This is a genomic window from Veillonella sp. VA142 (assembly GCF_003992135.1).
Taxonomy (GTDB): Bacteria; Bacillota; Negativicutes; order Veillonellales; family Veillonellaceae; genus F0422.
This window is the reverse complement of sequence record NZ_RQVN01000008.1, coordinates 43,782-56,685: the sequence shown is the minus strand read 5'-3', so window position 1 is coordinate 56,685 and position 12,904 is coordinate 43,782. Positions and strand designations below refer to the sequence as shown.

Here is a 12,904-nt window from a genome sequence, read left to right as displayed (position 1 = left end):
TATATTACTATATTATTCTCCAGAATGTGCTTTGTAAAACTCTAAAAACTGCTGCGCCACCATAGATAAAGGTTGCCCTTTGATAGTGATGAATGCTTTATAGAAGGTATTTGTAAGTTCGGATAAGCGAATACGTGTCATATCTGGATGAGATACTGTTTCTTGTGCATCCATAGGAATAATGGCGATGGTCCGTCCAGATTGAGCCCACTCCATGGCGGAACTCTTGGTGGTGGTCACAGAGATGACATTTAAGGCAGAAAAATCATTGTGATGTGCTTGCATGAGCATGCGCACAGACCCACCAGATAAGCTGAGAGGGCATTTAGAAATATCTTTCCAAGAAATGCTTTCCAAGTCACGGTCTGTCCAAAATAAATCTTTTCGAAACAGCGCATATAAGTCCTCTGTTTGGGTATAGAGAACATCAAATTTGTTGGTATCTACCATTTGCTCATTGCATAAACCAATTTCAGCGCTACCATTCAATAAGGATTCTGTTACATCGGTCATTAATCCTTCATAAATTTCATAACGCACCATTGGGTATTGACGAGAAAAGAAATGCAAATATTGTTGAATTAAGGCGGTAGACCTTGAGGCGGAGGAGGCAATACGTAAGGTGCCTTCCACTTCAGAACTAAGGCGTTTTACATCAGCGTAAGTAGACTCTTCGATAGAGCATAATTGTTGTGCTTTTTCATAAAAAATACGGCCTGCTTCTGTCAGATGAAAACTAGCTCCACGTTGACCGCGTTTGATGACTAATAAGGGGGTACCAAATTCTGCTTCTAAGTACTTGAGTTGCTTACTTAAAGCTGGTTGTGTGATATGCAGTATCTCTGCTGCTTGCGTCATATTCCCCGTTTGTACTAAGATGATAAAATTATAATAGTAAGATGTATCCATGGTATCCTCCTAAACATACGTAGTCAGATGTCATGTTAGTTCATTTCTATTCATGGGCGCACATCATCGTACAATAGATCTCTTATTGTTAACCTTTACTCTTCTATTGTACTATAAATTTTACAATTCGTCTCCTATATTTATTAAGGGATGATATTAATTGTTACATATTTCAAGACTATAACTTATGGCTATAAACCTATATAAGAAGTAGGATATAGACAAAGGTGTATTGAGAATGATATAATGAGTCGTATTGTTGCCTGTATAGTACAGGAACGTAAAAGTAAGTTAGACTATAGTTTAGTCTGGAAAGGAAGGAGAATTTGTATGGATATGCCATTTTTTAAACAATTTCTCATGATTAGCGATCCTATGACGATAGGGATACTGGTGCTATTCGTTATCGCATTAGGATATGTATATTTTCTTCAGAAAAGAAATATTCACTTTGGTACACTTGTAATGATTGCCACTGTAGTGGGGGCTGTGTTAGGGGTTGCGGTGCAATTGATTGCTGGATTCCCTAAAAACCCGATGGATGTAGTATTTATTAAAGAAAGTACGAAGTGGTTCTCACTTATCGGGGGCGGATTTATTGATTTAATTCGTATGCTTGTTATCCCTGTAGTATTTATTTCTATTGTTCATGTTATTTTACATATGGATACCAATGCAAATTTAAAACGTCTTGTATCCTCCACAGGTATCGTCGCTTTAGTGATGGTAGGTATTGCGGCTATCGTGGGTCTAGTGCTAGGCACAGTGACTGGATTAGGCGAAGGAACCTTGGCGGTAGTTGGTGACTCTAAAATGCGTGAAGTAAAACCAGTGGTTGATACATTACGTGCTTTAATTCCTGCCAATCCAGTGCATGCTATGGCAGAAACAAATGTCATTGCTATTGTTGTATTTGGTGTTATTATTGGCGGGATTGCACGACTTGCTAAACAACATGGTGCCACCGATTTACAAGTGATGACAAAATTATTTGATGAAGCATACACAGTGATTTTCTGGGTAGCTGATTTCATCATTGGCTTAATGCCATATGGTGTAGTTGCATTATTGGCTACTACATTAGCACAAAAAGGGTTCGGAGCTATTGCTGATATGGCTTTATTTATTGTGTTAATCTATGTGGGGGTAGCGGTTATGTTGGTAGTACAAGCTATTCTATTGATCCTATTCGGTGTGAGCCCTATTATGTACTTCCGCAAGGCAAAAGAAGCGCTAATTTTGGCTTTCACATCCCGTTCTAGTATGGGCGTATTGCCATTAACAGTAGAAACATTGACTAAAAAATTAGGGGTTAATCCTGCTACTGCGAATACAGTAGCAAGCTTTGGTACCACAGCAGGTATGCAAGGCTGTGCAGGCATTTTCCCTGCATTGTGTATCATCTATATCGCCCGTGTATCTGGAGTGCCATTAGACTTCACAATGTATGTAATGAGCGTTATTGTTATCGCTTTAGGATCCTTAGGGATTGCTGGCGTACCTGGCACGGCGACTATGGCAGCATCTGTCTCCTTGTCTGGTACAGGTATGGGTGCCTTTTTCGGGTCTATTTCCCCAATCTTAGCAGTCGATCCTATCGTTGATATGGGACGTACCATGTTAAATGTAAGTGGTTCTATGACAAATGCTATCGTAGTAGACCGATTACAAGGAACATTTGACCAAGAAGCATTTAATGACACAAAAACAATTCGATAATGTATAAGTAGTGCATTAGATACAGGATGTATCTATGATGAAAGTACTAAGAAACAAATATAAGGCTGTAGATTACTGATTTGAGGGGCTACAGCCTTTTTGTTTGGGGATATTTTTAAGGAAATCTGGGTTACCAATGATTCAAGCCAAGGTGTTTTTCCATTCGGCGCATCATACGAGCAAAAGCATCCTCTTCCTCTTTCGTTTGAGATTTTGTTTCCTCTGTTGCAGGAATGATATTGTTAGACGTGATAATCACGGTATCTCCGAAAGAATGGTATGTATGACCACCTACATGTTTAGTTTGGGAGTAGCTTTCATCGTAGGAGTATGGTTCAACACGGTCTTTGTGGAAGAAGTCATCCTTGTTATATTCAAGCACACCCGCGTTGTAAGCATCGATAGCAGCGCGCTTTTTAGTAATCAACATTTGAATTACTGCATCTGTATCCGCTAAGTAATCTTCCAATTCCTTTGTATAGGCCTTCATATCTTCCGTAGATGCCATTTTAAAAGACATAGGTTTATGCTCTCCTTGAAAGCTAGGATAATTAATAGTTGAAGCAAAAGCGGAAGAACCGATGGTCATGGCTAGTGTTGTCAATAGTAGTGCACGTTTCATAAGTGTCTCCTTGTCATGATTTTATTTATAAACGTTAATTAGGCACACCCTATTAGTAGTTACCATAGAGTGTATTATATGTTACTTCAAGGTGTTTAATAGGTTAGGCAAACAATGAATTAAACATATAATTAGAATTATAAGGATTAGAACTAATTTAGTGGATCCTATTATTTGTCTCTAAAGTATATCCTATTAATATGAAGAGAAGATGACGAATAGTAAAAAATAGTCATACCTACTATATATAGGATACCCATAAGTTTGTATAGATTGGCATACAAAAAAGCGACTGTTTTCACAGTCGCTTAAGTATACTTATACTAGTCTTAGCCCACTTGGGATAATGTATATGTAATTTGACCCACTTGGGTAACTATTATTACTACTTAGTATATTTTGTATATCAGGCACTTGCCTTTAGAACTACTTAGTTCTTATATAGATTGGTTTGTATCACTTGATACAGTTCTATAATACTTATCTAAGAAACCACTCGGTTTACTGATTAGATAAGAGTTTCTCCGTGTTGAGAGAAGAATGCTTGTGGATGAGCACATACTGGGCAAAGTTTTGGAGCTTCTTCGCCGATGTGGATGTAACCACAGTTAGCGCAGATCCAAGCAACTGGTTGTTCACGTTTGAACACTTTACCGCCTTCAACAGCAGTTACAAGGTCAAGGTAACGTTCTTCGTGACGAGCTTCGATAACGCCAACTTGTTCGAATAAGTAAGCGATTTTAGCGAAACCTTCTTCTTTTGCAACTTTAGCAAATTCTGGGTACATTACAGTGTGTTCGTAGTGTTCACCAGCAGCAGCGTCTTTTAAGTTGATTGCTACGTCAGCATTTACATCGCCACCGTGTAATAATTTGAACCATACTTTAGCGTGAGCGGATTCGTTGATAGCTGTTTCTTCAAAGTAATCAGCAATTTTGTTCATACCAGCTTTACGAGCCGCACTTGCGTAGTATGTGTATTTACGATTAGCTTGAGATTCACCAGCGAATGCTGCTTGAAGATTTTTTTCTGTTTGAGTACCTTTTAATTCTGGCATTTTTGTTCCTCCATGTACTTTACATAGTTGTAATACATTAAATACTTATTTGTATATTGGGATCATTCACTTGAGTGATTCCCTATTGATTTCGTTACTTAACGAATAATCATTGTTGATTACATTATAGACTATGAAAATGAGAAATGCAAGTCTTTTTTTAGAAAATTTTAAATTTTTTTTATAAATGATAAATCCTCTCAATCGGCTGTATTATCGTATTTATAGCTACTTAAATCCCGTTAAAAATAAGGGAATTACATAAAATAGAAATTGAGAATCGAACTCAAGAGGTAAAAATGTAATGATAATACATAGAAATCTCTCTATTTATAGGGTTTAGAGTGCATAGTGATATGGTAGGTATTTTTAACATCCTATCAAATGATACTAGTCATCAATGTTTATAGTTTATAAGGAAATGCGTAGGGAGAAACTTTCAGTAATACCCATATGGTACTATAGAGAAATATAAAGTTAGATGATATACTATAAACATAATTATGGAAATAGGAGGTGCCTATGGGATTTGTAAAATACCAAGTTGGTGATGTGGTGCAAATGAAGAAACCTCATCCTTGCGGTAGTCAGAATTGGGAGATTAAACGAACTGGCGTTGATTTCGTAACCGTTTGTGAAGGCTGTGGGCATCAAGTGATGATACCGCGACCTAAGTTTGAAAAGAATGTAAAAAAAATAGTATCCAGAAAAGAAATGACAGAAAAATAAGAAGTGATGATATATCCTTATAGTTTTCTAGGAGAGGGATATCTATGGTTGATTTAACGAAATATGCAGCTAAGGGTGGTTGCGCTTGTAAGATTGGACCTCACATTTTAGCGGATGTGTTGCAGCATATGAAGATGCCTACACATCCAGCTGTATTGACAGATGCATCTGGTATGGAAGATGCTGGTGTGTATCAGATTAATGACAGTCAAGCCATTGTACAGACAGTGGATTTTTTTACACCTCCAGTGGCAGATCCGAGACTCTTTGGTCGTGTGGCAGCTTGTAATAGTTTAAGTGATATTTATGCCATGGGTGGTACACCTATATCAGCATTGAATATCGTAGGCTTTCCTGTACCTTTAGTGAAAGAGGGTGTCCTTCGTGATGTCTTAGAGGGCGCCAATGAGGTCTTACAGGAGACGGGAGTAGCTCTTCTTGGTGGTCACAGTATCGAAAATGAAGTGCCTATTTTTGGAATGGCTGTAACAGGTCTCATTGATCCTCGTCATATTTGGACCAATGGAGATGCTCAAGTGGGGGATGTGTTAATTCTATCCAAGCCGATTGGAACCGGAATTATGAATACGGCTGCAAAAGGTGGTGTATTTCTCGAAGGTGTGCAGGAAGCTATGCAAAGTATGGGTACCATTAATAAAGGGGCTCGAGATGTGGCAGCACAGTTTACGATTCATGGCTGTACGGATATTACGGGATTCAGTTTAATTGGTCATGTATCTGAAATGGCAAAAGCTAGTGGAACTTCTATTGAACTCTATACGGAGCAAATTCCTCTCTTTACTGATGTATTAGAGGCTGCTCGTATGGGCCTAGTTCCAGCGTCCACGTATGGGAATCGCAAGGCTCTGGGAGATCAGGCAGATTTTTCGACGTATTTAGATTCTGTATGGAGTGATATTTGCTTTGATCCGCAAACATCAGGCGGTTTATTATTTGCTTGTTCTGAAAGTGAAGGAAAACGGTTGCTTTCAGAGTTACAAGCTAAGGGTTTACAGGCTGCGCAGATTGGCCGTGTTATTCAAAAAGGAAGGAAAGAAGTCTATGTCAAATAAAGAAGTAACCTTAGATATGCGAGGCCAAGTATGCCCAGCACCAGTGATTGAAGCAAAAAAAGCGATGGATGCCGATCCGAATACGTATGTGAAAGTCATCGTCGATAATGATGTGAGCCGTGACAATGTGGTGAAGTTAGGGGAATACCGAGGCTATGAAAACCATGTACTAGAGCAAGAAGGAAATTATATTGTAGTATTGATTCCTCCTATAGTGGTGAAAGAGGAAGTAGCAGCGGTTAGCGCTGTGAACATTCAAACGTCGAATGATCTAGAAGAACTTGATTTGGAGGAAATTTTTGAAAATGAATTTGCTGCACCTTTAGGAAAAGTGGTAACAAATACAACAATTGCTGGTGGAGAAGCCCCATTTTATATGACAAATGGGACAGGTAGCTTAGAGCGTAGTATTGCTGCCTATGAAAAGACAAAAACGGAAAAAACGGTGACGGGCGTGCCAATTGGTCAAGATACAGTGCCACCTGAATTAATGGGAACTGTGGCGCCGTCCATTCCAAACTCTTCTATGGGGGGCAAAGTAGTATTATTGACAAAAGATTATTTAGGGGAAGGTAGCGAAGAGTTAGGCCGTAACTTGATGAAAACATTCATTTATGTATTGACAGAAACAGATGTGAAACCCAAAGCCATCTATTGCATCAATAGTGCTGTGAAAATGCTTGTAGAAGGGTCTGAACATATCGAAAACTTTAAAGCGTTAGAAGCAGCAGGAGTAACAATTAGTGGCTGTGGCATTTGCTTAGACTTTTACGAGGTGAAAGACAAAGTACAAGTAGGCACTATTACGAATATGTATGCCATTACCGAAAGTATGATGCAAGAGCCATTTGTTACATTGTAACTAGATGTGGGATGATATTGGAGGATGGAGCTGGAACTATTGAATGAGGTAGACACATATGGACGTTTTTACGGTAGATAGTAAGAGACCTGATACAGCTACAGATAAGGTACCACAAAAAGTACTCGTTCTATTTAGCTCTTATTATTTTGCTGACAAAGCAGATAAAATGCTAGGACAATATAAAGTATCTCATCAGTTGATGCCAGTACCGTCAGAACTATCTAGTAGTTGTGGGTTATCTATTGGTATAAAAGAAGAATATATAAAAGAAGTGTTGCACATCTTTGAAGTAGAAAAGATAACCCCTTCTCATATGTATTATTATGAAAAGGGGAAAGAACCGATAGAATATGTACACACACCTTGCTAATATAGGGAATAGCATATAGTTGAGGATGTATTGAAATAGTATAAAAGCTAGGAACACGGAGAAATATGTGCCTAGTTTTTTTATATGTAGTTTATAGTTAAAAGTATTTGTAGACTTGTATCATTGTTAGGTACATGTTGTAAATGAATTTTTGAAGTGAAATAAAGTAAAAGAGGCATATACAGTGATATTCTAAGTCCAAGTACACTGTATATGCCTGTATTGTATTAGTAGGTTATTATACGTTGAAACGGAAATGGGTTACATCGCCGTCTTTCATGATATAGTCTTTGCCTTCTAGGCGAACAAGACCTTTTTCTTTGGCCGCATTTTGGCTGCCGCACGCTTCTAAATCATCAAAGGATACGATCTCTGCACGAATGAAACCTTTCTCGATGTCGGAGTGGATTTTACCGGCTGCTTGAGGTGCTTTTGTGCCTTCCACGATAGTCCACGCACGAGCTTCCATTTCGCCAGCTGTGAAGTAGTTAATTAAGCCCAATAAGGAATAACTAGCTTTGATTAATTTTGTTAAGCCGCTTTCTTCTAAACCGAGGTCAGCTAAGAAAGCCGTTGCTTCTTCGTCGGATAATTCAGCAATTTCAGATTCAATGCGAGCAGATACGACAACTACGCCAGAACCTTCTTTAGCAGCATAGTCTTCAACTTGTTTGACAAACTCATTGCCTGAGTAGTCAGATACTTCGTCTTCGCCTACATTGGCTACGTATAAAGATTTTTTAGCTGTTAATAGTGTTAAGTCTTTTAAGATTTCCAATTCATCTTCTGTTAAGCCTTGGGCACGAACAGGGATGGCATCGCCTAATGCAGCAGATACTTTTTCTAAAATAGGTGCTTCCATACGAGCATCTTTGTCGCCAGATTTTGCTAACTTAGCAATGCGTTGTAAGCGTTTATCTACGCTTTCAAGGTCAGCTAAGCAAAGTTCAGTGTTGATGATTTCAATATCGCGAACAGGATCTACAGAACCTGCCACATGTGTGATGTTAGGGTCATCGAAACAACGAATGACTTGGGCGATAGCATCGACTTGGCGGATATGACTCAAGAACTTGTTGCCCAAACCTTCCCCTTTGGAAGCACCAGCTACTAAGCCTGCAATGTCTACAAAGCGCATAGCAGCAGGTAAGATGCGTTTAGAACCGAACATTTCAGCCAATACAGCTAAACGAGCGTCTGGTACGTCAACAACGCCTACATTTGGTTCGATGGTGCAGAAAGGATAGTTTGCCGCTTCTGCGCCAGCCTTTGTAATAGCATTAAACAATGTACTTTTTCCGACATTCGGAAGGCCTACAATGCCTACTTCTAAATTTGTGCTCATTGGTAACTCCTTTAGTGCTTGCGATAATTATTAAAATAATATAAATGCCTAACGATATAAGGTTTCGCGTACCTTAACACGTTAGGCATTTCGATTTTTGATACGTTTCGAGATGAGCCTAACGCCTAGTATACGTTGTGGGCTCTCTTTTTTACAGTCATAGTATACCATAATTGCATACTACCTGCCAATAGATTTATGCAAAATATAAAAATAGAGGAACGTTGATACTCCTTGATCGACGTTCCTCTACTTTGTTTTGACTATGTTATTACAGTCCCGAGTATCTCATGAAATAAGATGCTACTAACGTATATCTTATAGATAATGTGCACGTAATTCTTCAGCAGATTTTGGGGATAACCAAGCTGGTGCAATATCGAATACTGTGAAAGCACCACGGCCACCATGTGCTGCTAAGCGGTGTACGCCACGAGCGAAGGCTACTAATACAGCACCTGTGAACTCAGGGTTAGAATCTAATTGTAAGCCGAATTCATAGATATGTTTTGTACCTGTTGTAGTTTCGCCACTACGGATGACAAGACCACCATGTGGAATACCTTTGTGGTTTGCATCTAATTCTTCTTGGGAAATGAATGTTACTGTTGTTTCATAACCAACGAAGTAGTTAGGCATTGTTTTGATTTCGTTTTCAATACGAGCTGCGTCAGCGCCTTCTTTCAATACTACGTAACATTCGCGAAGGTGAGAAGATGTCGCTGTTACTTCAGGAGTTTCACCGTTACGGATAGAGGAGATGATCTCTTGTTTAGGTACTGTATATTGGCGTGCATCTGCCACGCCTTCGATACGACGGATTGCGTCGGAATGACCTTGGGATACACCACGGCCCCAGAATGTGTAGGAATCGCCTTGAGGTAAGATGCTTTCAGCGTATACACGTTGTAAAGAGAACATGCCAGGGTCCCAACCGCAAGAAATTAGAGCAGCAGTGCCGGCTTCTTGAGCTACTTTGCCTACGTTTTCAAAGTGCTCAGGAATACGAGCATGTGTATCAAAACTATCGATGACATTGAAATGTGCTGCGATAGCTGGAGTTTGATCGATTAAATCTGTAGCGCTGCCACCGCATAATACCATCACATCAATCTTACCTTTGAAAGACTCTACGTCTTCCATTGTGTAGCTAGGCACACCGCTAACAGTTTGTAAACCAGAACGACGGGAGAATACGCCTACTAATTCCATATCTGGTTGTAATGCTACAGCCGCTTCTACACCGCGACCAAGGTTACCGTATCCAACGATACCAATACGAATGTTACTCATGTTACTTCCTTTCGTGAAAGTTGATACTTTCATTAATAATAATACTATACGAACTGTAATGGAAAATTACAGTATATGATGAAATAAATTAGGGACATTGCGCCCACTATTTTCGCATGTATCATTATAGCGGAAAATTCCCATATAGAAAAGGGGAATATTAAAATTGTAATATTTTAATGCGATCTACTGCGCGAATCGTATTTTCTCGGCTGCCGAATGCAGTGAGACGTAGATAGCCTTCTCCTTCAGGGCCAAAGCCGGATCCAGGGGTACTTACAATGTGTACCTTTTCTAATAAGGTATCGAATAAGTCCCAACTGCTCATACCTTTCGGAGCTTGGATCCAAATATACGGAGCATCGACGCCACCAAATACAGTAAGACCAATGGCTTCTAGGCCTTCACGGATAATGCGTGCATTTTCCATATAGTAAGCGATATGCTCTTTAATTTGGGCACGGCCCTCTGGTGTGTATACAGCAGCAGCACCACGTTGGATGATGTAAGGAACTCCGTTGAATTTTGTAGTTTGACGACGATTCCACATAGGATTTAGAGGAACCCGTTTACCCTCTGCATTTTTTGCAGTTACTTCATGAGGGACTACAGTGTAGGCGCAACGAGTGCCAGTGAATCCAGCTGTTTTAGAGAAAGAGCGGAATTCGATAGCCACTTCACGAGCGCCTTCAATTTCATAAATAGAACGAACTGTATCCGTAGAAGTGATGAACGCTTCATAAGCAGAGTCAAACATCAAAATTGCTTCGTTTTCTTTACACCATTGCACCCATTCAGTCAAGCGAGCACGGCTTAATACAGTGCCTGTAGGGTTATTAGGGCAGCAAAGATAAACAATGTCTACACGTTCTTTTGGAAAATCCGGAGAGAAATTGTTCTCTGCGTTCGTTGGTAGGTATACTACTTTTTCATAAATACCGTCGATAGCTTTGCCAGTACGACCGCCCATAACATTAGAGTCAAGGTATACAGGATATACAGGGTCAGTAATAGCAATGATGTTATCTTCAGAGAAAATTTCTTGGATGTTACCCACATCAGATTTAGCACCGTCGGACACGAAAATTTCATCCGCTTGAATGGTAATACCTAGGGGAGCGTAATCTCCTTCAGCAATAGCATTACGCAAAAAATCATAGCCTTGCTCAGGACCGTAACCACGGAATGTGTCAGCAGAACCCATTTCATCCACCGCTGCGTGCATAGCTTCAATTACAGCTGGCACAAGAGGACGTGTCACATCACCAATACCAAGGCGAATGATGTCTGCCTCAGGATGGCTTTCTTTGAAAGCTTCTACTTTACGAGCGATGTTAGCGAATAAATAAGAACCTTGTAGGTTTTCGTAATTTGGATTTACAGTAGCCATAGTAGCTCCTTATCTTACAATATAACAATATTAATCCATAGAGATGCAAAGGCTCTTCAAGAGACCTTTAAATTGCATCTCTATATTCTATAGTATTTAAAAAGATATGTCAAAAGTAAAATGGGGGTATAGTATGTAATGATTTTAAAATGACATGTTCAGTACATTGCGTTGTACTTTTCGTAAACGATACATATAGCATAAAGCTGCTGTTGAGGTGCTTGTTAATAGCCCAATCCATACGGAATAAGGCCCAAAGTCCGTAAATAAATAACATAGATATGCTACAGGTACAGTGACCCCCCAATAAGTGCCTATGGTAATAATAGAAACACTAGTTACATCACGATAGGCCCTTAGGACACCTTGTAGTGGTGTCCCTAAAGCATCGATAATAGTGAAGAATACAGCATAGGAAATAAAACTTTCAATGAGAGGAATCATATGATCTTCTTTGGTATATAGACTTGCTAAAAAATCGATATGTGTAAAGGAATAGGTCCCAATGCAAAGAGCAATACAGATGGCTACGCCACGGGTAATCCATGTGTATGTAATGGCATTTTGATATTGTTTAGCCCCTAATTCATAGGCAATGACGATGGTAGAGGCCATACTTAAACTGAGTGGAAAAGAAAAGGTTAGTCCAAGAAAGCTGGAGGCAGCTTGATGAGCCGCTATGATTTCAGTAGTGAATTTTGTCATAGCAATGCCAGCAGCGCTAAAAATGCTGATTTCAGCAAAAATAGATAAACCGATAGGGATGCCTAACGATAATTGGTCTCGGATCAATATCCAGCTAGGCCCAGTAAAAGATGACCAAAATCGATAGTGCTTAAAATTCTTATGAAATGTAATTAACCCAAGGAAGCATAACATCATATACCAATAGGCAATCGCTGTAGAAATGCCGGCACCGAACCCACCAAGAGCAGGAAAGGGACCATAACCTTGTATGAATAATACATTAAAAATAGATTGAAGCAATACACTACTACCAATGATATATAAGGAATAGCGTGTATTTCCGTGGGCATCGACGATATATCGAAATCCAGACATAATCATCATAGCTGGAAAGGCGACACACATGGCGTTCATATATTGGATGCAAACAGATTTTGCTGCTGGTTCTAATCCCAATAGATCTAATAAAGGAGATAAACCAAGTAGGGTGACAAGGATAAGAACTATTGCAAAGGCAAGCCCTAAATAGATGTTTTGCCACATAGTAGCAGCTATGGATTTTGTTTTTTTAGCCCCTAAGGTATGAGAAATAATTGGAGTGACCCCAAGTAAAATGCCAGATAGCCCAAAAAAAGTAGCTACCCATAAGTTATATCCTACTCCGATAGCCGCTAAATCTATAGTACTGTATTGTCCTGTTAATGTGACCGCTACAAAACTACCAGCGATGATAGAAAATTGTGTAGCAATGACAGGGGCAGCTACAAGTAGGAAATGTTTAATCATAGAAACTAAAGACATAATGCCTCCCAAAACTAACTTACCCATTTTATATAATTATAATA

At 39.4% G+C, this 12,904-nt stretch carries 12 protein-coding genes; 5 read left to right on the top strand and 7 right to left on the bottom strand.

What is annotated here, in order from left to right; genetic code table 11:
- Window positions 1-12: 12 nt before the first annotated feature.
- On the bottom strand, window positions 13-909 hold the full coding sequence (locus EO117_RS04725; protein WP_126939347.1) for a LysR family transcriptional regulator: 897 nt from the start codon (window positions 907-909) through the stop codon (window positions 13-15).
- A 330-nt stretch (window positions 910-1,239) separates the two neighbouring features.
- Here EO117_RS04725 and EO117_RS04720 point away from each other — a divergent pair, with 330 nt between their 5' ends.
- Window positions 1,240-2,628, top strand: coding sequence for a cation:dicarboxylate symporter family transporter (locus tag EO117_RS04720; RefSeq protein WP_126939346.1), 1,389 nt, complete (start codon window positions 1,240-1,242; stop codon window positions 2,626-2,628).
- 130 nt (window positions 2,629-2,758) lie between these two features.
- Here the strand turns inward: EO117_RS04720 and EO117_RS04715 are convergent, their stop codons facing one another.
- Both EO117_RS04715 and rbr read right to left on the bottom strand, forming a co-directional pair.
- Window positions 2,759-3,250, bottom strand: coding sequence for a hypothetical protein (locus EO117_RS04715; protein ID WP_126939345.1), 492 nt, complete (start codon window positions 3,248-3,250; stop codon window positions 2,759-2,761).
- A 508-nt stretch (window positions 3,251-3,758) separates the two neighbouring features.
- Window positions 3,759-4,307, bottom strand: a complete 549-nt coding sequence (gene rbr / locus EO117_RS04710; RefSeq protein WP_009352954.1) for a rubrerythrin — start codon at window positions 4,305-4,307, stop codon at window positions 3,759-3,761.
- A 522-nt stretch (window positions 4,308-4,829) separates the two neighbouring features.
- Between rbr and EO117_RS04705 the strand changes: the two genes are divergently transcribed.
- Genes EO117_RS04705 through EO117_RS04685 form a run of 4 tightly spaced genes read left to right on the top strand, consistent with a single transcriptional unit; the run spans window position 4,830 to window position 7,344 of the window.
- On the top strand, window positions 4,830-5,036 hold the full coding sequence (locus EO117_RS04705) for a DUF951 domain-containing protein (protein ID WP_126939344.1): 207 nt from the start codon (window positions 4,830-4,832) through the stop codon (window positions 5,034-5,036).
- Window positions 5,037-5,080: 44 nt separating this feature from the next.
- Window positions 5,081-6,109 (top strand): selenide, water dikinase SelD, encoded by a 1,029-nt coding sequence (gene selD / locus EO117_RS04700; RefSeq protein WP_126939343.1) that lies wholly within the window; start codon window positions 5,081-5,083, stop codon window positions 6,107-6,109.
- On the top strand, window positions 6,099-6,971 hold the full coding sequence (gene yedF, locus EO117_RS09405; RefSeq protein WP_240632580.1) for a sulfurtransferase-like selenium metabolism protein YedF: 873 nt from the start codon (window positions 6,099-6,101) through the stop codon (window positions 6,969-6,971). Before selD ends, yedF begins: the two co-directional genes overlap by 11 nt.
- 58 nt (window positions 6,972-7,029) lie before the next feature.
- Window positions 7,030-7,344, top strand: a complete 315-nt coding sequence (locus tag EO117_RS04685; RefSeq protein WP_126939342.1) for a DUF3343 domain-containing protein — start codon at window positions 7,030-7,032, stop codon at window positions 7,342-7,344.
- Window positions 7,345-7,582: 238 nt separating this feature from the next.
- On the opposite strand, the gene ychF is transcribed toward EO117_RS04685, so the two are convergent.
- From ychF to EO117_RS04665, 4 genes are all read right to left on the bottom strand, one after another.
- Window positions 7,583-8,689 (bottom strand): redox-regulated ATPase YchF, encoded by a 1,107-nt coding sequence (ychF, locus tag EO117_RS04680; RefSeq protein ID WP_126939341.1) that lies wholly within the window; start codon window positions 8,687-8,689, stop codon window positions 7,583-7,585.
- Between the two features lie 318 nt (window positions 8,690-9,007).
- Complete coding sequence (locus EO117_RS04675; protein WP_126939340.1) at window positions 9,008-9,982, bottom strand: diaminopimelate dehydrogenase; 975 nt, start codon at window positions 9,980-9,982, stop codon at window positions 9,008-9,010.
- A gap of 160 nt (window positions 9,983-10,142) precedes the next feature.
- On the bottom strand, window positions 10,143-11,372 hold the full coding sequence (locus EO117_RS04670; protein WP_126939339.1) for an LL-diaminopimelate aminotransferase: 1,230 nt from the start codon (window positions 11,370-11,372) through the stop codon (window positions 10,143-10,145).
- 144 nt (window positions 11,373-11,516) lie between these two features.
- Window positions 11,517-12,860, bottom strand: coding sequence for an MATE family efflux transporter (locus tag EO117_RS04665; protein WP_164727490.1), 1,344 nt, complete (start codon window positions 12,858-12,860; stop codon window positions 11,517-11,519).
- Window positions 12,861-12,904: the final 44 nt, after the last annotated feature.